Origin of the sequence: Paraburkholderia lacunae (assembly GCF_003353175.1) — a bacterium.
Taxonomy (GTDB): domain Bacteria; phylum Pseudomonadota; class Gammaproteobacteria; order Burkholderiales; family Burkholderiaceae; genus Paraburkholderia; species Paraburkholderia lacunae.
On the sequence record NZ_QHKS01000001.1, the window covers coordinates 38,001 to 62,266 of the forward strand.

Annotated in this window: 19 protein-coding genes and 2 pseudogenes; 11 read left to right on the forward strand and 10 right to left on the reverse strand. The window is 64.1% G+C overall.

All coding sequences use genetic code 11. The annotated features are described in order from the left end of the window. Positions 1 to 102: 102 nt before the first annotated feature. Positions 103 to 1,071 (reverse strand): O-fucosyltransferase family protein, encoded by a 969-nt coding sequence (locus DLM46_RS00185; RefSeq protein WP_115098723.1) that lies wholly within the window; start codon positions 1,069 to 1,071, stop codon positions 103 to 105. Positions 1,072 to 1,629: 558 nt separating this feature from the next. On the opposite strand from DLM46_RS00185, the gene DLM46_RS00190 reads away from it, so the two are divergent. Then, a complete protein-coding gene (locus DLM46_RS00190; RefSeq protein WP_115098724.1) occupies positions 1,630 to 1,998 on the forward strand; it encodes a COG4315 family predicted lipoprotein in 369 nt (122 codons plus the stop codon). A 156-nt stretch (positions 1,999 to 2,154) separates the two neighbouring features. Here the strand turns inward: DLM46_RS00190 and DLM46_RS00195 are convergent, their stop codons facing one another. Then, positions 2,155 to 2,421, reverse strand: a complete 267-nt coding sequence (locus DLM46_RS00195) for a hypothetical protein (protein ID WP_115098725.1) — start codon at positions 2,419 to 2,421, stop codon at positions 2,155 to 2,157. 110 nt (positions 2,422 to 2,531) lie between these two features. Further along, entirely contained in the window at positions 2,532 to 3,611 is a 1,080-nt protein-coding gene (locus DLM46_RS00200) for a substrate-binding domain-containing protein (protein WP_115098726.1), read from the reverse strand. A 132-nt stretch (positions 3,612 to 3,743) separates the two neighbouring features. On the opposite strand from DLM46_RS00200, the gene DLM46_RS00205 reads away from it, so the two are divergent. The 4 genes from DLM46_RS00205 (at position 3,744) to DLM46_RS00220 (ending at position 9,247) form a co-directional block, all read left to right on the forward strand. After that, positions 3,744 to 4,229 carry an NAD(P)H-dependent oxidoreductase subunit E gene (locus tag DLM46_RS00205; protein ID WP_115098727.1) on the forward strand — a complete coding sequence of 162 codons (486 nt, stop codon included), beginning with the start codon at positions 3,744 to 3,746 and terminating at the stop codon, positions 4,227 to 4,229. Then, positions 4,226 to 5,797, forward strand: coding sequence for a formate dehydrogenase beta subunit (locus DLM46_RS00210; RefSeq protein ID WP_115098728.1), 1,572 nt, complete (start codon positions 4,226 to 4,228; stop codon positions 5,795 to 5,797). Before DLM46_RS00205 ends, DLM46_RS00210 begins: the two co-directional genes overlap by 4 nt. A 14-nt stretch (positions 5,798 to 5,811) precedes the next feature. Then, positions 5,812 to 8,820 carry a formate dehydrogenase subunit alpha gene (fdhF, locus tag DLM46_RS00215; protein ID WP_244305772.1) on the forward strand — a complete coding sequence of 1,003 codons (3,009 nt, stop codon included), beginning with the start codon at positions 5,812 to 5,814 and terminating at the stop codon, positions 8,818 to 8,820. A gap of 175 nt (positions 8,821 to 8,995) precedes the next feature. Then, positions 8,996 to 9,247, forward strand: a complete 252-nt coding sequence (locus tag DLM46_RS00220; RefSeq protein ID WP_115099221.1) for a formate dehydrogenase subunit delta — start codon at positions 8,996 to 8,998, stop codon at positions 9,245 to 9,247. A 64-nt stretch (positions 9,248 to 9,311) separates the two neighbouring features. On the opposite strand, the gene DLM46_RS00225 is transcribed toward DLM46_RS00220, so the two are convergent. The 3 genes from DLM46_RS00225 to DLM46_RS00235 all read right to left on the reverse strand — a co-directional run bounded on the left by DLM46_RS00225 (position 9,312) and on the right by DLM46_RS00235 (position 12,742). Beyond that, positions 9,312 to 11,036, reverse strand: coding sequence for an FAD-dependent monooxygenase (locus DLM46_RS00225; protein ID WP_115098730.1), 1,725 nt, complete (start codon positions 11,034 to 11,036; stop codon positions 9,312 to 9,314). Between the two features lie 114 nt (positions 11,037 to 11,150). Then, positions 11,151 to 12,398 carry a cation diffusion facilitator family transporter gene (locus DLM46_RS00230; RefSeq protein WP_244305773.1) on the reverse strand — a complete coding sequence of 416 codons (1,248 nt, stop codon included), beginning with the start codon at positions 12,396 to 12,398 and terminating at the stop codon, positions 11,151 to 11,153. After that, positions 12,395 to 12,742: an ArsR/SmtB family transcription factor gene (locus tag DLM46_RS00235; RefSeq protein ID WP_115099225.1), complete on the reverse strand. Its 348-nt coding sequence runs from the start codon at positions 12,740 to 12,742 to the stop codon at positions 12,395 to 12,397. The genes DLM46_RS00230 and DLM46_RS00235 overlap by 4 nt, the downstream gene beginning before the upstream one ends. Positions 12,743 to 12,880: 138 nt before the next feature. Here DLM46_RS00235 and DLM46_RS00240 point away from each other — a divergent pair, with 138 nt between their 5' ends. Together DLM46_RS00240 and DLM46_RS40005 are read left to right on the forward strand one after the other, a co-directional pair. Beyond that, positions 12,881 to 14,728: a tetratricopeptide repeat protein gene (locus DLM46_RS00240; protein WP_115098731.1), complete on the forward strand. Its 1,848-nt coding sequence runs from the start codon at positions 12,881 to 12,883 to the stop codon at positions 14,726 to 14,728. 47 nt (positions 14,729 to 14,775) lie between these two features. Then, positions 14,776 to 14,898 (forward strand): annotated as a pseudogene (locus DLM46_RS40005) (IS110 family transposase); the annotation flags it as partial. A gap of 97 nt (positions 14,899 to 14,995) precedes the next feature. Here DLM46_RS40005 and tcuC read toward each other — a convergent pair. Beyond that, positions 14,996 to 16,300: an MFS transporter gene (gene tcuC, locus DLM46_RS00245; protein WP_115098732.1), complete on the reverse strand. Its 1,305-nt coding sequence runs from the start codon at positions 16,298 to 16,300 to the stop codon at positions 14,996 to 14,998. Between the two features lie 302 nt (positions 16,301 to 16,602). Between tcuC and DLM46_RS00250 the strand changes: the two genes are divergently transcribed. Continuing rightward, positions 16,603 to 17,127 carry a GNAT family N-acetyltransferase gene (locus DLM46_RS00250; RefSeq protein WP_115098733.1) on the forward strand — a complete coding sequence of 175 codons (525 nt, stop codon included), beginning with the start codon at positions 16,603 to 16,605 and terminating at the stop codon, positions 17,125 to 17,127. Between the two features lie 169 nt (positions 17,128 to 17,296). After that, a pseudogene (locus DLM46_RS00255) lies at positions 17,297 to 17,450 on the forward strand (IS3 family transposase); the annotation flags it as partial. 41 nt (positions 17,451 to 17,491) lie between these two features. On the opposite strand, the gene DLM46_RS00260 reads toward DLM46_RS00255, so the two are convergent. The 3 genes from DLM46_RS00260 to DLM46_RS00270 form a co-directional block, all read right to left on the reverse strand. Beyond that, positions 17,492 to 18,244 carry a DUF2968 domain-containing protein gene (locus DLM46_RS00260; protein WP_115098734.1) on the reverse strand — a complete coding sequence of 251 codons (753 nt, stop codon included), beginning with the start codon at positions 18,242 to 18,244 and terminating at the stop codon, positions 17,492 to 17,494. Between the two features lie 477 nt (positions 18,245 to 18,721). After that, positions 18,722 to 20,011: a gamma-glutamyl-gamma-aminobutyrate hydrolase family protein gene (locus tag DLM46_RS00265; protein ID WP_115098735.1), complete on the reverse strand. Its 1,290-nt coding sequence runs from the start codon at positions 20,009 to 20,011 to the stop codon at positions 18,722 to 18,724. A 173-nt stretch (positions 20,012 to 20,184) separates the two neighbouring features. Further along, on the reverse strand, positions 20,185 to 21,942 hold the full coding sequence (locus tag DLM46_RS00270) for a cation:proton antiporter (protein ID WP_115098736.1): 1,758 nt from the start codon (positions 21,940 to 21,942) through the stop codon (positions 20,185 to 20,187). A gap of 206 nt (positions 21,943 to 22,148) precedes the next feature. Between DLM46_RS00270 and DLM46_RS00275 the strand changes: the two genes are divergently transcribed. Further along, positions 22,149 to 22,835: a DUF2848 domain-containing protein gene (locus DLM46_RS00275; RefSeq protein WP_115098737.1), complete on the forward strand. Its 687-nt coding sequence runs from the start codon at positions 22,149 to 22,151 to the stop codon at positions 22,833 to 22,835. Positions 22,836 to 22,842: 7 nt separating this feature from the next. Then, entirely contained in the window at positions 22,843 to 24,192 is a 1,350-nt protein-coding gene (locus DLM46_RS00280; protein WP_115098738.1) for an MFS transporter, read from the forward strand. The last annotated feature ends 74 nt before the right edge of the window (positions 24,193 to 24,266 follow it).

Below are 24,266 nucleotides of genomic sequence, written 5' to 3' on the forward strand. Positions count from 1 at the left end.
AGCCTCAGCCGCAACGGACGCCGAAAGGTCGAATCGGTCGGCACAAATAGGCAAGGAGCACAGAGTAGTTGCGCCGCCGGCACGCGCGGTGTTCGAAAATTGCTAACCCTCGAACAAGGCTCGGCTCTGCTCGTCCTGTTCGAGCCAGAGCCGGCTGTCGGGAAACCAGAATGCATCCGGACGCGGGGGCGACGCGAGCCGCACCCGAAGCGACGGATTGAATATTTTCGACCACGCGGACAAATACGACGGCGTCTTCACGAGAAATCCGCAATTCGAAAGCAGCAAGCTGGAAATCAGCGCTTCACGGCCGATTTCAAGTCCTGGATAGCCGCTGAAATGAACAGGCGTGCTGCCGTTTGCGAGTAGCTTTGCGGGCGCTACCTTGATTGGCTTGCTGAATGGCCACGCGACGAAGAAGTCGATAAACGCCTGCTCGTCGCTCGATACGAAAATACTGGTTAAATGCGGATTTTCCGCGAGCATCGATTCCACCAGCCGGCAAAAGTTGCTTCGGGAAACCGGCACGGCTTCCCGGCTCTTATCCGTGCCTCTGAAATGGGCGCCAAGCGTTGACGGGCCGATTTCGAGCCTTTCACAGATCGAGCTGACCTCATCGAAGATGTGCGCAGCCGGCCGATAATGCGCGAAAAAGAGTTCGCTCGCGCTCTTGAGTTGAAGCCGCTGTTCATACCGCTGGCGAAAGCCCAACTGAACGAGATCGCGAACCGTCGACGTTCTCACATTTTGCGTAGACGTTGTGCCTGATGGCTTCTGCACGGTTTCGAAGAAGGCCGAAAACCAGTCCATTTTTCCCTCGGGATCTCCGTAGATCCCTCTGCGAGCCGAGATTCGCGGAGTCAGTTGTTTTTCGTCGCAATACATCAGAATAAACAGGACCATCTGCATCACTGAGAAAAACCCGGAATTCTCCTGGATCTCAATAGCAAACACGCCCTTGTTCAAACGCTGCGTGGCATGGAGGGACATTCGACTGGGCATCGCCACGGAATGCTTGAACCCCTCGCTGCGCCGGATCTGTTTTGCGCGCTCGACTACCTTTCTCAACATGCCTAACTCCGGATTAATTAGGTGGTAGCTGAAAAACGGAACCTGCCGATTTGCGCTTCAAGACCCATGCAAGTCAGGTCTTGCGTACCAGCACGCAGTCATGCCCCTGGTAATCGCACGCCCAGGAGAAACACCTGACAAGAGCCGGATCGAGAACCGCGGAATGCGAAGAAAAGCGCCGCGCCGATCGCTGTTTCCCTGGATGTTCTGGCCTGAAAGCTGGCCACAAAAAAACGCGTTCAGCATAGCATCATGGCGCTATTTGTTGAGTAAGTTTGGCTCATGTTGGTGAGCCAGCACACTAAGTTCGGCAACCTTTTCCTCGCCCATACTCAACCCACACTCAATCCACACTGAGCGCAGCACGGCGCACCGAAACGGCCTATAAAACAGAAGGCCCACTCGACGAATCATCGAGCGGGCCTGTTTGCTGGCAAGCAGTTCAGCGGCGAATCGAGCCGCCAATGGAATAAATGCACACGTTCGGTCGTTTATTCCCACGCGCGTCCGCACGCCGCGTGCCGCGCGAGACCAACACCAAAATCAGGAGCCGACATCATGCGCAAAACTCTTTTCTGCCTCTCCACGCTCACCCTGCTCGCGCTGCAACAAGCGGCTTTCGCCGAAGCGCCGAAAGTCGTCGATGGCCGTTTCGTCACTGCTGACGGCATGACGCTCTATACCTTCGACAAAGACACCACGCCCGGCGTGAGCGCCTGCACCGGCGGTTGCACGAGCTACTGGCCTGCGGCGGTAGCGGGCCCGTCGGACAAGCCGTCGGGCGACTGGACGCTGATCCCCTCTGCCGACGGCAAACAGCAATGGGCGTACAAAGGTCATCCGCTCTACCGCTACTCCGCCGACAAGCAGACGGGAGACATGAAGGGAGAGGGCTTCAAGGACATGTGGCACACCGCCAAGCCCTGATGATCACCAGCCGCTAGCAGCAACCGGTACGGCAAACGGAAAGCAGACAAGAAAAGCGCCGGCAGAACGCCGGCGCAGCACAAACGAACCAGCGAGGAACCCGCGACGAACCCGCGCGCGAACACCAGCGCGAGCACGAAGACAGTCAGCCTGGATTCACTCGTCTTTAGGACACTGCAGATTGCAGCCGTTCGGATCGCCCAAATCGCCCCGTTTGCGCATGGCTGATTTCTTACCGGACTGATATTTGTCCGAGGGCGCCGATGCGGCGAACGGCATTTGCGGATGCTCAGCAAGGCGGAACTGCTCTTGCAAAATACCGCCCGGCACGCCGGGCGCATTCTGGGCGAAGGCAACCGGAACGGCAGCGAGAAGCGCACCGGCCGTCGCGGCGGCAACACATGCGTGAAGAAGAACGTTCATATCGGGTCAGCGCGGCACAGCGCGCGGTCAAGGCGGAAGCGGAAGCTTAGAGAGTATCCGAAACGAACGCTAGACGCAGCGCCGTCGGCAGCGTCATGTTTTACCGTCGCTTACGCGGCTGCTTCACCGAGCCCCACGTCGAGATCGAGCAGCTTGCCGCAGTAGCTCGGATCGTAGCCTTCGAGTTGTTCGACGCTGTGGCGAAACGCGTCGCCGCGCAGCAGGTCGATCACCGTCGCGAGCGGCGCGCGCTCCAGCCGCGCGCGATCGCAGGCAAAGTAATAGTCCTCGTCGACGATCGGGATGAAGTCGAGCCCGAAGTGATGCGCCGCCGGCTCGACGCCGAAGCCCACATCCGCCATGCCGCTCGCCACGAACGCGGCAATCGCCGAGTGCGTCAGTTCCGTCGACGCATAACCGTTGACCCGATCCGGGTCGACGCCGACCTGCCTCAGCGCGAGATCGAGCAGCATCCGCGTGCCGGAACCGGGCTGGCGATTGACGAAGCGGATATCGTCGCGCGCGAGATCGCGCAAGCCGCCGATGTTCCTGGGATTGCCCTTGCCGAGAAACAGACCCTGCTTGCGCCGTGTCAGATGGACCAGCACGTGACGCTGCGGATCGAGCCAGCGCCGATACGTATCGGCGCACACCGCGCGAAACTCGCCGAGCGGCAAATGGAAGCCGGCCAGATCGCATTCGCCGCGCGCCAGCGCGCTGACCGCGTCCGCGCTGTCGCGGTACTTGATATCGACCGGCAGATCGTGTGCGACCAGCGCCGTCACCAGCGCAGCGACGGCGTAGCCGTGCGACGCGTGAATCCGCACATCGTCGGCGGGGGACGCGAGCCAGCGGTTCAGCTCGCTCGCGACCTCGCTGGCGAGCGCCTGCATATTGCCGTCGAGCCGTTCGCCGCATAGACGCTGCGCACGCAGCACCGCCTGGCCCAATTCGGACAGCACCGAGCCGCGGCCACGCTCCTTCGCAACCAGCGGACCGCCCAAACGCTCTTCGATGCTGCGCAGCAAACCCCATGCGTGCCGGTAGGACAAACCCTTAAGCGCCGCCGCCTGCGCGATGCTGCCGGACTCGTCCACCAGCGCGAGAAGCGGCACCACGTCCGACAGGCTTGCCTCGCGGCCATCGGGACCCCTCACGACCAGCTGCGCCTGACACTCGATCCTGACCATATATGCTGATCTCTTTCCTATTGCACGAGCCGTTTCACCCGCCTATTGTTCGGCTATCCCATATTCATAAACGAAGCATAAATGCACGCATTATGAATGACAAGTGCATATATGACTTTGGAGGAGCCCCACTTGGACGATTCCCTCGCTAGCGCGCCGGATCAACTCGTGCAACGCCACGCCCAACCGGGCAGGTCGTTGCTCGCGGTACTGCACGCGATTCAGGACGAACTCGGCTACGTGCCGCCCGCCACGGTTGCGCCGCTCGCACGCGCCATGAACCTGTCGCGCGCGGAAGTCCACGGCGTCATCACCTACTACCACCACTTCCGCACGCAGCCCGCCGCGCCCGTCACGGTGCAGCTGTGCCGCGCGGAAGCGTGCCGCAGCATGGGTACCGAGGCGCTCGCGCAGCATATCGAGGCGCGCACCGCTTGCCGCTTCGATGGGGAGCACCAGCATGACGCGACGGTGGAACTGGAATCGGTGTATTGCCTCGGCCAATGCGCGCTCTCGCCGGCGCTGATGATCAACGGCACGCTGCACGCGAAAGTCACGCCGCAAAAGTTCGACGCGCTCCTTGCCGCCGCCAGCAAATGTGTGGAGGTAACGGTATGACGCGCGTCTATGTCCCCTGCGATTCGTCGGCGCTGGCGCTCGGCGCCGACGCCCTGGCGCAAGCGATCGAAGCCGAAGCCGCGCGCCGCGGTATGGAAATCGAACTGGTTCGCAACGGCTCACGCGGTCTGCTGTGGCTCGAACCGCTTGTCGAAGTCGCTACGGCTGAGGGCCGCGTTGGCTACGCGAACGTCGAAGAGACCGACGTCGCCTCGCTGTTCGATAGCGGCTTCATCGAAGGCGGCGAGCATGCGCGCCACGTCGGCGTGGTCGACGAAATTCCGTACCTGAAGAAACAGCAGCGCCTGACCTTCGCACGTATCGGCATCACCGACCCGCTGTCCATCGACGACTACGTCGCGCACGGCGGCCTCGAAGGCTTGCGCAACGCGCTGCAAGCCGACGGCGACGCCGCCTGCGAAGCGCTGATCGAATCGGGCCTGCGCGGCCGCGGCGGCGCGGCGTTCCCGGCCGGCATCAAGTGGCGTACGGTGCGCGGCGCGCAGGCGGCGCAGAAGTACATCGTCTGCAACGCGGATGAAGGCGATTCCGGCACCTTCTCCGACCGCCTCGTCATGGAAAGCGACCCGCTCATGCTGATCGAAGGGATGATCATCGCGGGCATCGTGACCGGCGCGACGGTCGGCTACATCTATGTGCGCAGCGAGTATCCGCATTCGATCGCGACGCTCGAAGCCGCGATCGCCAGAGCGCGCGCCGCCGGCTGGCTCGGCGACAGTGTGCTCGGCGCGGCAGCGCATCGCTTCGAGCTGTTCGTCGCGAAGGGCGCAGGCGCTTACGTATGCGGCGAGGAAACCGCGCTGCTCGAATCGCTCGAAGGCAAGCGCGGCATCGTGCGGGCGAAGCCGCCGGTGCCAGCGCTAGTCGGCCTGTTCGGCCAGCCGACCGTGATCAACAACGTCATCACGCTGGCGACGGTGCCGCTCATCTTCGCGCGCGGCGCGGCGTTCTATAAGAACTTCGGCATGGGCCGCTCGCGCGGCACCCTGCCGTTCCAACTGGCGGGCAACGTGAAGCAAGGCGGTCTGGTCGAACTCGCGTTCGGCGTGACGCTGCGCGAATTGATGTACGACTACGGCGGCGGCACGGCAAGCGGCAGGCCGGCGCGTGCGGTGCAAGTGGGCGGCCCGCTCGGCACCTATCTGCCGGAAAGCCAGTGGGACATTCCGATGGATTACGAGGCTTACGCGGCGGTCGGCGCGGTGGTCGGCCACGGCGGCATCGTCGTACATGACGACACCTCGAATCTCGCCGAACTCGCCCAGTACGCGATGCACTTCTGCGCACTCGAATCGTGCGGCAAATGCACGCCGTGCCGGATCGGCTCGACGCGCGGCGTCGAAGTGATCGGCCGGATTCGCAATGGCGACACCTCGACGCGGCAAGTGCAGTTGCTGCGCGATCTGTGCGACACGATGGTGTCCGGATCGCTGTGCGCGATGGGCGGCATGACGCCGTTCCCGGTGCTCTCCGCGCTCGATCATTTCCCCGAAGATTTCGGTCTCGATAACGTGCACGATCACGCGCCCAAAGCGGCCGCGGCCTGATCCAGGAGCCTCACATGTCCGACATGCTCAACTCCCCTGCCGGCGCCCCGCAGGAAGTCCCCCGCTCCGAAGAAGGTCCCCTTGGGGGATTGGGGGGCGGCTGCGGTTCCGGCAATTGCGCGTGCAAGTCGCAAGCCCTGCAAGCGCAACGACGCGCGCCCCGCTCGTTCTTCGACGACACCGACTACGGCACGCCCGAGCGCCACGCCGACGTCGACGTCACGCTCGAAATCGACGGCCAGTCGGTCACGGTGCCGGCCGGCACGTCGGTGATGCGCGCCGCCGTGGAAGCGGGCGTGAACGTGCCGAAGCTCTGTGCGACCGATTCGCTCGAACCGTTCGGCTCCTGCCGGCTGTGTCTGGTCGAGATCGAAGGCAAGCGCGGTTATCCGGCCTCGTGCACGACGCCAGTCGAAGCCGGCATGAAAGTGCGCACGCAGACCGACCGCCTGCAATCGCTGCGCCGCAACGTGATGGAGCTGTACATCTCCGATCACCCGCTCGACTGTCTGACCTGTCCCGCCAACGGCGACTGCGAACTGCAGGACATGGCGGGCGTGACGGGCTTGCGCGAGGTGCGCTACGGCTTCGACGGCTCGAATCATCTGAAGGACAAGAAAGACGAATCGAATCCGTACTTCACGTACGACCCGTCGAAGTGCATCGTCTGCAATCGCTGCGTGCGAGCCTGCGAAGAAACGCAAGGCACGTTCGCCTTGACCATCGCCGGGCGCGGTTTCGAATCGCGCGTGGCGGCGAGCGAAAACCAGCCGTTCATGGAATCGGAGTGCGTGTCGTGCGGCGCTTGCGTCGCGGCCTGCCCGACCGCGACCTTGCAGGAAAAGTCCGTGATCATGCTTGGCCAGTCCGAGCATTCGGTCGTCACCACGTGTGCGTATTGCGGCGTCGGCTGCTCGTTCAAGGCCGAGATGAAGGGCAACCAGGTCGTGCGGATGGTGCCGCACAAGAACGGCCAGGCGAACGAAGGCCACGCCTGCGTGAAAGGCCGCTTCGCGTGGGGTTACGCGACGCACAAGGACCGCATCACAAAGCCGATGATCCGCGCGAAGATCACGGATCCGTGGCGCGAAGTCAGCTGGGAAGAAGCGCTCAATTACGCCGCGTCGGAATTCCGCCGCATCCAGGCGAAACACGGCCGCGATTCGATCGGCGGCATTACCTCGTCGCGTTGCACGAACGAAGAAACGTATCTGGTGCAGAAGCTCGTGCGCGCCGCGTTCGGCAACAACAACGTGGACACGTGCGCGCGCGTGTGCCACTCGCCCACAGGCTACGGCCTGAAGACGACGCTCGGCGAATCGGCCGGCACGCAGACCTTCGCGTCGGTCGATAAAGCCGACGTCATCATGGTGATCGGCGCGAATCCGACCGACGGCCACCCGGTGTTCGGCTCGCGTCTGAAGCGCCGCGTACGCGAAGGCGCGAAGCTGATCGTCGTCGATCCGCGCCGCATCGATATCGTCGATACGCCGCATGTGAAGGCATCGCATCACTTGCAACTGCGTCCGGGCACCAACGTGGCGGTCGTCAACGCGCTCGCGCACGTGATCGTCACCGAGGGGCTGCTCAACGAAGCGTTCATCGCCGAGCGCTGCGATACGCGCGCGTTCCAGCATTGGCGCGACTTTGTCGCGCTGCCGGAGAACGCGCCTGAGGCCACGGAAGAGATCACCGGCGTGCAGGCCCAGGACGTACGCGAAGCCGCCCGCATCTACGCCACCGGCGGCAACGCCGCGATCTACTACGGCCTCGGCGTCACCGAACACGCGCAAGGCTCGACCATGGTGATGGGCATCGCCAACCTCGCGATGGCGACCGGCAACATCGGCCGCGAAGGCGTGGGCGTGAATCCGCTGCGCGGCCAGAACAACGTGCAGGGTTCGTGCGACATGGGCTCGTTCCCGCATGAACTGCCGGGCTATCGCCACATCAGCGACACGGTCACGCGCACGCTGTTCGAAGAGGCCTGGAACGTCACGCTGCAACCGGAACCCGGTCTGCGCATTCCGAACATGTTCGATGCCGCCGTGCACGGCACCTTCAAGGGCCTGTACTGCCAGGGCGAAGACATCGTGCAGTCCGATCCGAACACGCATCATGTGTCGGCGGCGCTGTCGTCGATGGAATGCATCGTCGTGCAGGACATTTTCCTCAACGAGACCGCGAAGTACGCGCACGTGCTGCTGCCGGGCTCGTCGTTCCTCGAAAAGGACGGCACCTTCACCAACGCTGAGCGCCGCATCTCCCGCGTGCGCAAGGTGATGCCGCCGGTGCCGGGTTACGCCGACTGGGAAGTCACGGTGATGCTCGCGCGCGCGCTCGGCTATGAAATGGACTACACGCATCCGTCGCAGATCATGGACGAGATCGCGCGTCTCACGCCGACCTTCCACGGTGTTTCGTACAGGAAGCTCGACGAGCTCGGCAGCATCCAGTGGCCGTGCAACGAGAACGCGCCCGACGGCACGCCGACCATGCACATCGACACCTTCGTACGCGGCAAGGGCAAGTTCGTGATTACGAAGTTCATCGCGTCGCCGGAGAAGGTCACGCGCAAGTTTCCGCTGCTGCTCACCACCGGCCGAATTCTGTCGCAGTACAACGTCGGCGCGCAGACGCGCCGCACCGAGAACTCGCGCTGGCACGACGAAGACCGTCTGGAACTGCATCCGCACGACGCGGAGGAACGCGGCATCAGGACAGGCGATTGGGTCGGCATCGAATCGCGCGCGGGACAAACCGTGTTGCGCGCGAAGGTCACCGAGCGGATGCAACCGGGCGTCGTCTATACGACGTTCCACTTCCCCGAGTCCGGCGCGAACGTGATCACCACCGACAGCTCGGACTGGGCCACCAACTGCCCGGAATACAAGGTCACCGCGGTGCAGGTGATGCCGGTCGAGCAGCCGTCGCAGTGGCAGCAGGACTATTCGCGCTTCAACGCGGAGCAGCTCGATCTGCTGAAGCAGCGCGAGTTGGCCAATGCAACGTCGGGTAAGTGAGGAAAAGTATGAACCACCCCCACGCTCACATACGTTCGCTGCCCCCCGAGGGGGCTCATGCCTCCCTTGGGGCAGCCCGGCAGGAGGCATATATGAACCACCCCCACGCTCACATACGTTCGCTGCCCCCCGAGGGGGCTCATGCCTCCCTTGGGGCGGCCCGGCAGGAGGCATGATGGATGACCAGAACCTGATCGACATGGCGAACCGGATCGGCGATTTTTTCGATTCGATGCCAGACCGCGAAGAAGCGCTCGCCGGCATCGCCGATCATATCCACCGCTTCTGGGAGCCGCGCATGCGGCGCGCGTTGCTGGCATCGCTCGACCACCCGGATGCCAGCGGCATCGCGATGTCGGGCATCGTCAAGGAAGCGCTCGTCAAACATCGCGAGCAGCTGACGCCAGCCGCGGCTTCTTTCGCGTAAGCGCAACGCGCACGGCGGCATCGGCGGCCTCGGTGGCCGCCATTGCGCGACGGCGGCGGCCGGCTCAAAGCGCCGCCTGCTCCGGCACCACCCCGCCGACGGCGAACCACGCCTCGCAGTGCCGCAGCAAGCCATGCAAATCCGAGCCGGTGCGGCCGCGCGCCGCTACGTAACCATCCGGCCGCACCAGGTAGAACGACGGCCGCGTGCGGCCATACGATTCGGCCAGCGGCGGCGCGCCCTCGCCGCTCGTATCCGTCACGCGCCAGATGCGCACCGCGCCCAGCAATACCTTGTCGACCTCGGCGGCGAGCCGATCCAGTTCCGTGTTCAGCGGCGGCTCGTGCTTGGCGGCCGGATCGAGCGGCGTTTCGTCGGCGGGAACAGGGCGCACCAGCAGAAACAGCGAAAAGAACGCTGGGTCGTGCAGATCGAAAATACAGCCGACGCCGGGCGCGCGGCCGAGCGGCCCGTCCACCACATGCACCAGCGCGTCCGGCGCGCGCTCGCCGGCGCGCGGGCCGCCGTCGAGTATGCGTTCGAACGTCAGCGGACTGCGCCGATACTGGATCGACAATTCGCTGATCGTCAAACGCGCCGCATCGCGCAGCGGACCGAGCGCGGCCAGCACCGGCATCACACGTTCGCGCAGCAGCTTCAGCGGTCCGTGATCGGCCTCGGCCATCTGCGTGATGAAGCCGGTTTGCCGCAGCACGTCACGTTCGATCGGATGCCGCTCCAGATTGTAGGTATCGAGCAGGCGGTCCGGCGCCGCGCCGTTGAGCACCCGCGCGATCTTCCAGCCGAGGTTGAAGGCTTCCTGAATGCCCGTGTTCATCCCTTGCGCGCCGGCCGGGCTGTGCACATGAGCGGCGTCGCCGGCAAGGAATACACGTCCGACGCGCAGCCGCTCCACCATCCGGCTGTTCAGATGGAAATACGACGACCACGCCAGGTCCGACACCGTGACCCGTTCGTTGACACGCCGCGCGACCAGCGCCCGGCATTCGTCGAGCGAAGGCGGCGGCACGATGTTCAGCGGCGGCTCGCCGAGCACCGCGGGCGTCGCGGGCGCGGCACTGGCGGCGGGCTCCGCCGGATGATCGGCAATCAGACGATGGCGGCCGTGGCCCATCGGAAACACTGCGACCAGACCTTCACCGGAAGCGAAGATATGAAACTCGTCTTCGGGCCAATCGGTTTCGGCGTGCAGGTCGGCGAGCAGGAAAGTCTGCTCGAAAGTCTTGCCCACAAAGCTCAAACCGAGCCGGTGACGGATCGAGCTATGCGCGCCGTCGGCGGCGATCATGTACGACGGGTGCAGGGTCTCGGTGTGACCGCCGGCGCGGCGCAGCGTCGCCTGAATGCCGGCCGCGCCTTGCGAGAACATTGTCAGTTCGACGCCCCGTTCGATCGTCACGCCGAACGTCGCCAGATGCTCGGTCAACAGGCGCTCAGTGGTCGCCTGGTCAAGAAACAGCAGATACGGATAGCGCGTGTGCAGCGGATCGAAATCGAGCCGCGCGAGGCGGTGCCCATTCGAAAAGAGATTGGCGACGCGCGCCCGATGACCGAGTTCGAGAAACGGCTCGATCAAGCGATGCTGTTCGAGCAGTTCGAGCGTGCGCGCCTGGATGCCGATGGCCCGCGAGTGCGGGTTCGGCTGCATCGCCTTGTCGATCAGACGCACGGGAACGTGGGCACGCGCCAGGCTCATCGCCGCGGCGAGTCCGGTCGGACCCGCGCCGACGATCAGCACCGGTGACGCGTCGTGGGGAGCAGCGTCCATGCGGAACTCCGGAGGCAGCACTGCGCTCTAGTGTACGCCGCCCGCTTGCCGTTCGGCGGTGCGCTGCGTCAATCACGGAGCCGGCGCGGGCTTGACTCAGGATTTGCCCGAACCTCAATGCGCGTGCGGCGGATGATCCATCGCGCAGCGGTGCTCGGTGGTGCCGAGGTCGACTTGCAGCGTCGCGTGCTGCATCGCAAAACGTTCGCGCAGCGCGACGACCATGCCGTCGATCGACTCGTCTCCTGGGTGGCCCGCCGGCATCACCAGATGCGCGCTGAGCGCATTGCCGGTGGTCGACAACGGCCAGACGTGCAGGTCGTGCACGTCGGTGACGCCCGGCTGGCCGGCGAGATAATCGCGGATGCGTTGCAGGTCGACGCCGGGCGGCACGGCGTCGAGCGCGAGCCGCACCGAATCGCGCAGCAGTCCCCAGGTGCCGTACACGACCACCGCGACCACGAGCAGGCTCATCACCGGATCGAGCCAGCTCCAGTTGGTGCCGAGAATCACCAGACCGCTGATTGCGACCGCCGCCGAGATGCCTGCGTCCGCGGCCATATGCAGAAACGCGCCGCGAATGTTCAGGTCTTCCTTCTGGCCGCGCATGAAGAGCCACGCGGAAATCCCATTGACGACCATGCCGAGCGTCGCCACGACGAACACGGCGAGCCCCGCAACCGGCGCCGGATTCATCAGGCGTTCGAGCGCCTCGGCGACGATCAGGCCGCACGCGAACAGCAGCAGCCCCGCATTGGCGAGCGACGCGAGAATGGACGAGCTGCCGTAGCCGAACGTGTAACGCGCCGACGGACGACGCCTGGCGAGCCAGGTGGCGCCCCAGGCGAGCAGCAGGCCGAGCACGTCCGAGAGATTGTGGCCGGCGTCGGCGAGCAACGCGGTGGAATGCGCGATCACGCCGTAGATGCCCTGAATCACCACGATCGCGACGTTCAGCGCGACGGCGAGCGCGAAGGCTCGGCCGTGGCCTGCGACCGGTGCGTGGGCGTGGTGATGGTGGCCGGCGTGACTGTGGCTGTGGTTATGTCCGGCGTGGCCCGCGTGGTGGTCGTCGCCGTGGCTATGCTGATGTCCAGGCTCTGCGTGACCGCCCGCGCCCTGCGCGGGGGTCGAATGGGCGTGAGCCGCGCCATGCTCATGCTCATGCTCATGCTCATGCTCATGCTCATGCTCGTGCTCGTGCTCGTGCTCGTGCCCGGCATGATCGTCAGCGGCAGCGGCCTCGCCGTCGATGCGCGTGTCTTCGCCGTCGATTCCGTCAAGCGCCCCGTCGAACCACACCGGCGCGTGCTCGTCCTCCCGCTCTTCGGCGGCACGGTTCGGGATGGTGGTTTTCTTCATGACAGATCCACAGGAAGTTCGGCGGCCGGTTCGGCCACATGCTCGAGCATACCGGCCAGCATCGCGCTGATGTGACGGTCGGCGGCAAGGTAAAACACCTGCTTGCCCTGCCGCTCCGCACGCACGACACGCGCCGCGCGCAACAGCCGCAGATGGTGGCTCACCAGCGAAGGCGACAAACCCAGCGCCTCGGCAATCGCGCCAACCGCGCGCCGTTCGTCCAGACATGCGAGCACGATGCGCAAGCGCGTCGGATCGCCCAGCAGGCGGAACAGATCGGCCAGCGGCACGATGGTGTCCGGCGAACGGTCTGCGAAGCTGACAGGCAGGGGGATGGAAGCCATAACAAGCACGACATCGACATACATATGAACAGGTATTCACATGATATAAGTGATGACGCACCAGGTCAAATCCGGAGCGGCGCCGACGAGTGTGGGAAAATGCGGCGTTCGCCTTACCCGAAATCCCATCCCTCCGTCATGCAACCTGTTTTTGACCGCGCTTACGCGGCGCATCGTGACGGTCGCCTCGACGACGCCGAGCGCGGCTATCGCGCGACGCTCGACGGCAATCCGACGCACGTCGATGCGCTGCACCTGCTGGGCGTACTGCGCCACCAGCAGGGCCAGCACGCCGAAGCCGCCGAGCTCGTGCGGCGCGCGGTCAACCTGCGCCCGGAAGACGCCGCGCTGCAACTGAACCTCGGCAACGCGCTGAAGGCGCTGGGCAAACTCGACGATGCGATCGAGCAATTTCGCAATGCGCTGACGCTCGCGCCGTCCTTCCCGATGGCGCACTACAACCTCGGCAACGCCTATGCGGCGGCAGGCCGTCACGAAGACGCAGCCGACGCGTTCGAGAAATCGCTGCGTCTGCAGCCGCAGGACGCGTCATCGCATAACAATCTCGGCAACGCGTTGCATGCGCTCGGGCGCCATACGGAGGCGATCGCGTCGTTCCAGCGCGCGCTTGAATTGCGCCCCGGGCATGCGGGCGCGCTCAACAACATGGGCATGTCGCTCAACGCGCTCGGCCACGCGGACGAGGCGATCCCGCGCTTTCGCGCGGCGCTGGCCGCCGAGCCGCGCTTCGTTGCCGCGCATTTCAACCTTGCCAATACGCTCGACGCCACCGGCCGCCACGCGGAAGCCGTCGCCTCGTTCCAGGCGACGCTCGCCTTGCAGCCCAACCTGCCGCCCGCGATCTTCGGCCTCGGCAACGCCCTTGCGGCATCGGGTCGCCATGCGCAGGCGCTGCCGTATTTCGAGCGCTCGGTCGGGTTCGATCCGCAATTCGCGCTCGCGTGGCTGAGTCTGGGCACTACACACCAGGCGCTGGGCGGGCACGCCGCGGCTGTGCGCGCGTTCGATCAAGCGCTGCGCTTGCGCCCCGACCTCGCCTCCGCACATATGAACCGCGCGTTTGCGTGGCTTGCGCAGCGCGATTTCGCGCGTGGACTGCCCGAATACGAATGGCGGCTGCAAAACACGGCACAACCCGTGATGCAGACGCTGCCGCGCTGGCACGGCGAGCCGATCGAAGCGCGCACGCTGTTCGTGCACGCGGAACAGGGTTTCGGCGATACGCTGCAGTTCGTGCGCTTCGTGCCGCTGGCGGCGCAACGCGCGGCCCGCGTCGTACTCGAGGTGCAGCCGCAGTTGCTGCCGCTCCTCGCGCCTGCCGCGCAAGCCTGGCGCGTGACGCTGATCGCCCAGGGCGCAGCGCGTCCGGCCGCGGATCTGCAATGTCCGCTGCTGAGCCTGCCGCTCGCGCTCGGCACGACCTGCGACACGATTCCCGCCCGCATGCCCTACCTCAGCGCCCCCCCGACTTACCGCCGCAAATGGCGCGGCTCGCTTGGCGGCCACGCGAAACGCAAAATCGGCATTGCGTGGTCGGGACGCATCCAGCAGAACGAAAACCGTTCGATGCCGCTCGGCGCGCTCGAGCCGCTCTTCGCACTCGAGGGCATCGACTGGATCGTGCTGCAGCCCGCCCTGAGCGACGACGAAAGCGCCGCGCTCGACGCGCATCCGCGGGCCACGTCGATTCATCGCTTCGATACGCGGATCGGCGACTTTGCGGACACCGCCGCGATCATCGAGCGGCTCGACGCGGTAGTGTCGATCGACACGTCGATTGCTCACCTCGCCGGCGCGCTGAACAAGCCGCTTTGGCTGATGCTGCCGTTCGCGGCGGATTGGCGCTGGTTCGTCGGCGAAACGCGCAGTCCGTGGTATCCGGGCGCGACGCTGTTGCGCCAGCCGCAGCCGGGCGCGTGGGGCGAGCTGGTCGAAGCGGTGGCTGACGAATTGCGCCGCGGCTAGCGGCTGCCGTGCGGTTCAATCCCGTCGTCGGCAACTTCTAGCATCGGCTCGTCTCGACCGGAAAGCCCCGAAAAGTGGCTCTGGTGGCCTGTAAGCGGAAGCTGCTGACAATCCTCAACGCGATTGCAAAAACGAGAAAGCCGTGGGATGAATCCATCCACACGGCTTGACTGGTAAGACGGTTGCTCATTACCCCCGCACTCGTAAGAGCACGGGGTTTTTTGCTGCTGATCCAAAGGCACCCAGGGTGCCTAAGGCAAGCCGACGCTATGCCGCCCGATACTGATTGCGCGACTCCGGCGTGCGATACAGCACCAGCGTGGCAATCAAGCCGCAGATCGCCGCGACGCCGAGGAACAGGCCAGGCGCGGCCTTATTGTTGGTGGTATGAATCAGCAGCGTCGAGATGGCCGGCGTGAAGCCGCCAATCGTGGTCGCGAGACTGTAGGCGAGCGAGAAGCCGGCGGTGCGCACTTCGACCGGCATCACTTCGGTCAGCGCCACCACCATGGCGCCGTTGTAGCTGCCGTACAGGAACGACAGCCACAATTCGACCGCCAGCAACCGCGCGAACGACGGTTCCGCGACCAGCCATTGCAGCGCCGGATAAGCGGTGACGATCGTCAGGGCCGTGAACGCCAGCAGCACCGGACGACGGCCGATGCGGTCCGACAGCGCGCCCGCAAGCGGCAGCCAGATCAGATTCGACAGGCCGATACAGACAGTGACGATCAGCGTATCGATCGACGACAGCTTCAGCACTTCCTTGCCGAAGGTCGGCGTGTAAGCGGTGATCATGTAGAACGACACCGTGGTCATGATGACCATGCCCATGCCGCCCAGCACGGTGCCCCAGTTCGCGGCCATTGTCTTCAGGATCTCGCCCATGCTCGGATGATGCTTGCGCGCGGTGAACTCCTCGGTTTCCTGCAACGAACGGCGGATCAGGAACAGGAACGGCACGATCAGGCAGCCGATCAGGAACGGCACGCGCCAGCCCCAGGCGGTCATCTGGTCGGCCGGCAAAAACTTGTTGAGCAACACGCCGATCAGCGCGGCGAACACCACGGCGACCTGCTGGCTGCCCGACTGCCACGCGCAATAGAATCCCTTGTTGCCCTTGGTGGCGATCTCCGACAGATACACCGAGACGCCGCCCAGTTCGACGCCTGCGGAGAAGCCCTGCAACAGCCGGCCGCCTAGCACGAGCACCGGCGCGAGCACGCCGATCGTCGCATAGCCTGGAATCGACGCGACCGTAAGCGTGCCGAGCGCCATCAGGCCGAGCGTGAGGATCAGGCCTTTACGCCGGCCGTGATGGTCGATGTACGCGCCGAGCACGATCGCGCCCAGCGGCCGCATCAGGAAGCCCGCGCCGAACACGGACAGCGACAGCATCAGCGAGGCGAATTCGTTGCCGCTCGGGAAGTAGGTCTTGGCGATCGCGGATGCGTAATAGCCGTAGACCATGAAGTCGTACATTTCAAGAAAGTTGCCGCTGACGACGCGGAAAACTGTCTTGACCTTGGATTCTTGGGACGAAGCCGGGTTGGCGGGTGACGCGGTAGACATGACACTCTCTGAAAAACCCGTCGCCACACGGACCGGCGGCGATCAGGCAGTTGAAACGATCCACTGCGCTCGGCAAGCGGATGCCACGGCACAATGAAAGGCTGCGCCGGGGGCGCAGGATCCTCAGGCCAAACGCATGACTGCGATATCAGGGTAAACGTTGCGAATTGTCCGAAGTCCGCAACGCGCAATGTTACCGCTCCCGCCGCTGTCGCGTAAAACATACAGTTTCATTGCAAACTCCGCCGGGCGGGCCGCGCAGTACACTTTGCAGTTGAACACTTCCGTTGATTGCCATCCCGATGCAAACTGCCCACGCTATTTCGCTGCGCCCCGCGACCCTCGCGGACGCCGCGCTGATCGCTTCGATCCACAGCATCAGTTGGCAGGCCACTTACCGCGGTCTGTTGCCCGACGCGTTCCTTGACGGCGAAGTCACCAGGGAGCGCGCCGCCTATTGGGAAGCGCGTCTGAGCGCACCGGGCGGCGAGCGCCGCATCGTGCTGATCGCCGAACTCGCGGGTGAGCCGATCGGCTTCGTGTGCGTCGAACGGCAACCGGAGTCGGTGTGGGGCGTGCTGCTCGACAACCTGCACACGCTGCCGGCGCATCAGGGCATCGGCGTGGGCAAGCTGCTGATGCGCGCCGCCGAAGACTGGGCGCGTGCGCAAGGCGAAGCGCAGCTCTATCTATATGTGCTCGAAGGCAATACGGCGGCGATCGGCTTCTATGAACGGCAAGGCTGGCAGTTCGTCGGCGCCGAACCCGATCATATGGGCGGCGTGGATATTACTGCGTTGCGCTATGTGTACCCGCTGGATCGATAGAACTGGCGCGCCTGGTTTGATCGTTGTCCAGACTCATACAAACCGGGACCCTCTTGTCAGACCATCAGACCATCAGACCAGTCCGATCGCCGGTCACGCCGCTTCCCGGCATCATCTTCCGCATCCCGAAGGGTTCATGGTGAAAACGCGCACGTGCCAGCGGGATCGACTGGGTGAATTCCTGTTACAGCGCCCCGCCGACCTCGAACAGGCAGCCAGGATGGTCGAACAGTCAGTGCGCATCGACAACCATGAACCGTGAGCGACCGCATGCCGCTCTCAATTACAAAACGCCCGATGCGGTGCATCGGGCGTTTCAGTGAGCCAGGACTGTCAGCCTATTCCAGGACTTGACAGCTTCCGCCTACTTTTGCGCCGGCAACCCCAGCTCGGTCTGCCGCTGCAACCGCATCACTTCGCTTTGCACCCGACGCAACTGCGCCTGCGCCCTTTCCTTGTCTGCGTGCAGCGCTGCCGCTTCGCCCTGCGTTTGCCGCTGATAATCGTTGACCTTGGCCTGTTGCGTACGGGCGACGTCGAGATCGGCCTGCAGCTGCTTCGCGCGATCTTCCGACAGCGCGATGATGTCCTCGATAAAAGCCTTCTGCGCCTGCAATTGCGTGCGGCGAATCTCGACATCCGCGAGTTGCACGGTTTGCTGGACAAAGCCGGCGTAGACCGCTTCGGCCCGCGCCATGTCTTTTGACTTGATCACACGCCAGAAATGCTTGTCTTGAAATAGCGCGACGTAATACGCCATTTCCTGCGGATAGAAAAACAGGCTCGCACCATAACTGCCGTTATAAGTTGTACGCAGTTCACTCAGCTTCGCGTCGTGAATCATCTGCATCAACTCGGCGACATTGCCTTGTGCATCGCTCGCCGTGCCCGACTCCGATATGCCCGATGCGGATATGCCCGATGCCGGTATGGCCGAGCTGGCGCTGCGTAGCGCGGCGGCGACCGGCTGCGGCGTGAGCGTATTCATGGCCGGCCGGGTGCCGGCCAGAGGCGCGGCTTCGTCATTCGACGCTGCCAGCACGAGGCCGCCTTGCTGCAACAGCGCACACGAGGTCGCGAGCAGCATGGTGCGCCGTACAACTAAGGGGTACTTCATACGTGCATGCTCCATGCAAATCCAAAACAGCCGTGGATTATCGCCCGGATTAGTCATTAAACGAAGCATTCAAGTGTCGCGCGCCCGCACTTTAAATCGAGATAAATCGATAGCGGATGATTTGGCCAGGTGAATCCATCAATCGCGCAATAAACGCTTTCGCAGACGCCCCAAACGCAACGATCCGACTCCTGCGGATGCTTGCAATCCGTGTTGGATTCGCGCCAATCCAACGCTAATCGTGAACCGCAATATGGAGATAGATGGATGGACCCAGGCGCGCGTTATATCGCATACCTGACTATCTTATAAACGCGGATACGAGTGACCGGCAAATCGAACGCCTGCCGGCGATAGGTCTGAAAAAACAAGCGGGAAAGAAGCGAAAGGAAAAATGCTGCACGAGACGCCGCACCCAACAACAGGGTGGCGTCTCGTGCACATCGGCTTCATCAACGCGGATCCAGGAGCGCGGCTTTAAAAGCGCGTCTCGCGCGCCACACGCAGGAACGTATCGAGCAACGGCGTGCAATCGAGCAACTCGGCGCCGCCCGCGCGATGAAACTCCGGGTGCCACTGCACGCCCATCACGAAAGGCGCGCGCCGATAGCGCACGGCCTCGATGATGCCGTCCGACGCCGATACCGCCTCGATATTCAGATCGCGGCCCAGCGACTTGACCGCCTGGTGGTGGATCGAATTGACAATCGCGTCGCGGCGCCCCGGGAACATATTCGCCAGCGTCGAGCCGTCCGGGAAGTGAATGCCGTGGCGATGCTGATCGTAGTTTTCGTTGACGTGCGCGCCGGCGGTCGGCACATCGGTGGCGATGTCCTGGTACAAGGTGCCGCCGAACGCCACGTTGATCAGCTGACAGCCGCGGCATACGCCAAGCACCGGCTTGCCCGACTCGATGAATTCATGCAGCAGTTCGAGTTCGTACATGTCGCGCACCCGATCGCCCGGCCACTCGTGGCTGGTCGCGACTTCAGCATACGATTGCGGCGAGACGTCCGCGCCACCCTGCAACAGCAGGCCGTCGAGATGCTTCGCATAGTCGCGCAAGCGGATGTTGCTCGGATGCAGCATGCCCTGATGGCCGACCGTAGGAATCATGAACACCAGCACGTCGCGCGACATCACCCAGTGCGCGATCGATTCCTCGAGGTATTGCAGCGTCTTGCCGCGCAGCCCCTTCGCACCTGGCTCAGGATGGAAGATGCGCGCCGACACGCCGATGCGCAGCGTGCGCTGCGTGATCCGCTGCCCCGCGCGATCGAACAATTGGCGCGCGCGCGCTGCGATGATGCGGCCGAACACGGTCCACGCCGAATCGTCGCGCTTCAGGTAACGCGGCGGAGACGGCGGCAAAGCATTCGGCGGCGGCGGGTTCGACGCAGTGAAGTCGGGCGCGGCGCCGAAACCCGGCGGCGGCGAGCCGGCCCGACGCGCCGACGAGGTGGCCGGCTCTTCGGCGGCGGGCGCATTGGCTGAAGAATCAGCCGGCAGTGAGCTCGAGCTCGATGCGCCGGGAACCGGCGTTACGGCCGCAGTGGCGGTCTCGTCCGGCCCGAACGAAGCAGCCGCCGTCACCACGTCCTTGATCGGGGATTGGATGGAATCTTCGTGGGAGATCGGCAGAGAGACCGCCGGTTCACCCAGCGTGATGTCGGGCTTCGCCGCCCCCGTGGTTGCGCCGGACGGTGACGCCGATGACGGCGCGGGACCGCCGGGCTTGCCGGCATTTTCAGGTTTGTTTTCGCTCATGACAGTCAGACAGGCGCCTTCCACGCGAACGAATGAATATGCCCTGATTATCCGTCAGCGGGCCAAGCCCCGCAAACCCGCACACAATTGCTCACATTGTTCTGCGCCACGGCGCAAGCCCGACTGGCTTGGTGATCGCCTGGAGATCACCTGGACGATCACCTGGGGATCGCTTAGGGATCCGGCTGTTCGTCGAAGGTTTCGCGCAAGGCGATCTGCATCGCCGCATGGATTTTCACGCACCAACGCCATAGCAGCGCCAGCAGCAGCGCGGCGCAGAGCAGCACCGCGGTCAGCAGGCCGGCTGGCGGCAAGATGCCGCCCGAGAGCGCCGCGACCAGCAGAAACACGCCGGCCATCGAGAGCACCGGCACCAGATCGGAAATCGCGTAGCGGATCGCGCTCGTGAAGCGCCCCGCTATCGCCGGCTGCACGCTCACCTCGGCGAGCAGCAGCGCGAGCGACTTGGTCTTACGATAGACGGCCACCAGGAACGGCATCGAAACGAATAGCGCGAGGCTCCACATCACGACACGCTGCAGCGGCTCGGAGGTCAGCCAGCGCGCGAGCCAGGTGCTGGTGTAAGGCGCGCTATAGGAAACGATCAGAAAAATCGCCGCGACCAGCGCGAGATTCACGGCAATCTGCAGCATGATCCGCCGCGTCATGCTGAACAGCGTCGGCTCGCCGCTGCCGGTGCTCAAGCCGCGCAGCCACTGCCCGTACATGCCGAACACGTTGGCGAGCGTGCGAGGCATCGCCCGGCCAAGGCGCTGGGTCAGCGGATCGGCGGCGCGAATCAGGTACGGCGTGAAGAGCGTGGTCAATGCGGATACGGCAACCGCGATCGGATACAGGAACGCGCTCGTCACCTTCAGCGTCAGTCCGAGCGACGCGATGATGAACGAGAACTCGCCGATCTGCGAGACGGTCATGCCGACCCGCATCGCCGTACGGCCATCCTTGCCGGCCAGAAAAGTGCCGAGCCCGCACGAGACGATCTTGCCGACGATCACCGCCACCGTGATCACCGCGATCGGCCATGCGTAGTCGACCAGCACGGCCGGATTGAGCATCAGGCCGATCGTCACGAAGAAGATCGCGGAAAACGCGTCGCGCAGCGGCGCGATCAGATGCTCGATCCGATGCAGATGGCGCGACTCGGCCATGATCGCGCCGATCAGAAACGCACCGAGTGCGATGCTGTAATTGAGCTTCACCACCAGCAGACAGAAGCCGAAGCAGAAACCGAGCACCGACACCAGCAGCATTTCGTCGCTTCTGGTACGCGCCACGTAGTTCAACGCGCGCGGCACCAGCAGAATGCCGACCACCAGCGACACCGTCATGAACAGCAGCAGCTTGCCGAGCGTAACCACCGCCACACCCGCGCTCAGCTGCCCCGTCTGCGCGATGCCGGACAGCAGCACCAGCATGGCGATGCCGAGAATATCCTCGACGATCAGAATCCCGAACACCAGTTGCGCAAAGCTCTCGCGCTTCAGGCCCAGCTCCGAGAGTGCCTTGACGATGATGGTGGTCGACGAGATCGCCAGAATTGCGCCGAGAAACAGCGAATCCATCGAACTCCAGCCGAACGCGCTGCCGATCTCATAACCGATCCACAGCATCAGCACGATCTCCGAGAGCGCCGCGACGATCGCCGTCGCACCGACCTGGAAGAGTTTGCGCAGACTGAATTCGAGTCCGAGCGAAAACATCAGGAACACCACGCCGAGCTCCCCGAGCGTCTGGATGGTCTGCTCGTCGTGGATCAGCTGGAACGGCGGCGTGTACGGCCCGATGATCACGCCCGCGGCAATGTAACCCAGCACCACCGGCTGTTTCAGGCGATGGAACAGCACGGTGACGACGCCGGCGAGCGCCATCACGACCGCCAGATCCTGAATGAAGCCAATGCCGTGATGCATGGATGTGTCCCTTACAAAAAGTAATGTTCGAAAATGCAGTGTACCGCACGCATGCGACGCGCCGAAAAGCGCAAATGCCGACAGGACCGTGGGTTGGTCATACCAAAAGGGATCACCGGGGTCATCAGACAAAATGTTTTTGGCACGCTGGACACCTGTGAAATATCACAATAATATTTGCCGAATATTTATTTTGGAGTCGAGTGATGCGGCAGGTGTCTTTCAATGTTGTGGAGCGTTCCGGCGGCAGCAGCGCCGAGGTCGTCGAAGTCAATCGTCTGACCATCGCCGGTTGGGCCGGGCGCGACCAGGCCGCGATCGAGCATCACATCGCCGAACTGGCCGAACTCGGCGTGAAGCGGCCTTCAACCACGCCGTGCTTCTACCGCCTCGGCGCGGAACTGCTCACGCAGGCCGAGCAGATCGGCGTGGTCGGCGTGAAATCCAGCGGCGAAGCGGAGTGCGTGCTGGTGCGCGCGAACTCCGGGCTGCTCGTCACCGTCGGCTCCGATCACACCGACCGCGAAGTCGAGGCCTACGGCGTCACGGTGTCCAAGCAGGTCTGCCCGAAACCGGTCGCGCGCGATGCATGGCGCTTCGAGGACGTGTCCGGCCACTGGGATCAATTGGAGTTGCGCGCGTATGCGGTCGCCAACGGCGCGCGGCGCGTCTATCAGCAAGGCAGCGTCGCTTCGCTGCTGCCGGCCGCCGATCTGCTGGAACGCGCACCGCTCGCACAGGGCGCTGCGATGTTCTGCGGCACGCTGACGGTGCAAGGCGGCATCGTCGGGATGACCGACGGCGAGGCGCTCGAACTCGAACTGCACGACCCCGTCCTGAACCGCACGCTGCGCCACGCGTATCGCGTGCGCGCGCTTGCTGTCGTCGAGTGAGGCCTTCATGAACGCCCCTTCGCTATCCGCTGCCGACACCTCTTCTGACGCATCGCTCGAAGCCGCCGCCTTGCGCAAGATCACCTGGCGCATCATGCCGTTCCTGTTTCTCGTCTACGTCCTGTCGTACCTGGATCGCGTCAACATCGGTTACGCGAAGCTGCAGTTCACCGGCGACCTCGGCCTCTCTAACGCGGCGTACGGACTCGGCGCGGGGATCTTCTTCTTCGGCTATTTCGTATTCGAAGTCCCGAGCAATCTGCTGCTGAAGAAGTTCGGCGCGCGTGCCACCATCGCCCGCATCACGATGCTGTGGGGCCTGCTGTCGTGCCTGATGATGTTCGTGCGCTCGGAAACGATGTTCTACGTGCTGCGCTTTTTCCTCGGCGTCGCCGAAGCCGGGCTGGTGCCGGGCGTGGTGCTGTATCTGACCTTCTGGTTTCCGTCCGACCGGCGCGCGCGGATGGTCGCCGTGTTCATGGCGGCGATTCCCGTGGCGGGCATCATCGGCGCGCCGCTGTCGGGCTTTCTGATGTCGGCGCTGCATGAAGCGCACGGCTTGCGCGGCTGGCAGTGGATGTTCCTGATCGAAGGCATTCCGTCGATCCTCGCCGGCTTCTGGGCCTTGGCCATCCTGCGCAACACACCCGCCGAAGCCGCATGGCTCGCCGATGACGAAAAGCGCGTGATCCTTCACCGCCTCTCGCGGGAAAACACCGCCGCAGCGGCGGCCGGCGCCGAACATAGTCTGGCGGCCGCGTTGCGCTCGGGCCGCTTCTGGCTGCTGACGCTGATTTACTTTTGCCTCGTCACCGGCAACGCGGGCTTCTCGTTCTGGCTGCCGCAGATCGTCAAGGATCTCGGCGTGACCAATCTCGTCAGCAACGGCTTCGTCACCGCGATCCCTTATCTGGCGGCGGGCATCGGCATGATCCTGATCGGCCGCTCATCGGATATCACGGGCGAGCGCCGCTGGCACTACGCGGTGTGCTGCTTCATCGGCGCGGCGGGCCTGCTCGGCAGCGCCTCGGTGACGAACTCGATTCCACTCGCCGTCACCGGCTTGTCGATCGCGTATATCGGCATTCTGGCGGGCTTCGGCATCTTCTGGTCGATGTCCACCACGTTCCTGCAAGGCACGGCGGCGGTCGCGGGCATCGCGGTGATCAACTCGATCGCGAACCTCGCCGGCTACGTGAGCCCGTATGTGCTCGGTATCGTCAAGGACGCGACGCATAGCGTGACTTTCGGGCTGGTGCTGATCGCGGGGGCGCTGATCGTCGGCGGGCTGGTCACGCTGACGATGCCGCGCGTCAAGGTGCAGCACGCCGTGGCGGTCACGCCGAGCAATGCCTGATCTGCCATGACGCGGCGGCTCGCCGCGATGCCAGGACGGCGCGGGTGATCCGCCCGGCGCTCACGCCGTCCGCG

Excerpts from the sequence above, each read along its gene's own strand:
- DLM46_RS00185 (WP_115098723.1), bottom strand. The coding sequence starts at position 1,071 with ATGTTGAGAAAGGTAGTCGAGCGCGCAAAACAGATCCGGCGCAGCGAG.
- DLM46_RS00190 (WP_115098724.1), top strand. The coding sequence starts at position 1,630 with ATGCGCAAAACTCTTTTCTGCCTCTCCACGCTCACCCTGCTCGCGCTG.
- DLM46_RS00195 (WP_115098725.1), bottom strand. The coding sequence starts at position 2,421 with ATGAACGTTCTTCTTCACGCATGTGTTGCCGCCGCGACGGCCGGTGCG.
- DLM46_RS00200 (WP_115098726.1), bottom strand. The coding sequence starts at position 3,611 with ATGGTCAGGATCGAGTGTCAGGCGCAGCTGGTCGTGAGGGGTCCCGAT.
- DLM46_RS00210 (WP_115098728.1), top strand. The coding sequence starts at position 4,226 with ATGACGCGCGTCTATGTCCCCTGCGATTCGTCGGCGCTGGCGCTCGGC.
- fdhF (WP_244305772.1), top strand. The coding sequence starts at position 5,812 with ATGTCCGACATGCTCAACTCCCCTGCCGGCGCCCCGCAGGAAGTCCCC.
- DLM46_RS00220 (WP_115099221.1), top strand. The coding sequence starts at position 8,996 with ATGGATGACCAGAACCTGATCGACATGGCGAACCGGATCGGCGATTTT.
- DLM46_RS00225 (WP_115098730.1), bottom strand. The coding sequence starts at position 11,036 with ATGGACGCTGCTCCCCACGACGCGTCACCGGTGCTGATCGTCGGCGCG.
- DLM46_RS00230 (WP_244305773.1), bottom strand. The coding sequence starts at position 12,398 with ATGAAGAAAACCACCATCCCGAACCGTGCCGCCGAAGAGCGGGAGGAC.
- DLM46_RS00235 (WP_115099225.1), bottom strand. The coding sequence starts at position 12,742 with ATGGCTTCCATCCCCCTGCCTGTCAGCTTCGCAGACCGTTCGCCGGAC.
- DLM46_RS00240 (WP_115098731.1), top strand. The coding sequence starts at position 12,881 with ATGCAACCTGTTTTTGACCGCGCTTACGCGGCGCATCGTGACGGTCGC.
- tcuC (WP_115098732.1), bottom strand. The coding sequence starts at position 16,300 with ATGTCTACCGCGTCACCCGCCAACCCGGCTTCGTCCCAAGAATCCAAG.
- DLM46_RS00250 (WP_115098733.1), top strand. The coding sequence starts at position 16,603 with ATGCAAACTGCCCACGCTATTTCGCTGCGCCCCGCGACCCTCGCGGAC.
- DLM46_RS00260 (WP_115098734.1), bottom strand. The coding sequence starts at position 18,244 with ATGAAGTACCCCTTAGTTGTACGGCGCACCATGCTGCTCGCGACCTCG.
- DLM46_RS00265 (WP_115098735.1), bottom strand. The coding sequence starts at position 20,011 with ATGAGCGAAAACAAACCTGAAAATGCCGGCAAGCCCGGCGGTCCCGCG.
- DLM46_RS00270 (WP_115098736.1), bottom strand. The coding sequence starts at position 21,942 with ATGCATCACGGCATTGGCTTCATTCAGGATCTGGCGGTCGTGATGGCG.
- DLM46_RS00275 (WP_115098737.1), top strand. The coding sequence starts at position 22,149 with ATGCGGCAGGTGTCTTTCAATGTTGTGGAGCGTTCCGGCGGCAGCAGC.
- DLM46_RS00280 (WP_115098738.1), top strand. The coding sequence starts at position 22,843 with ATGAACGCCCCTTCGCTATCCGCTGCCGACACCTCTTCTGACGCATCG.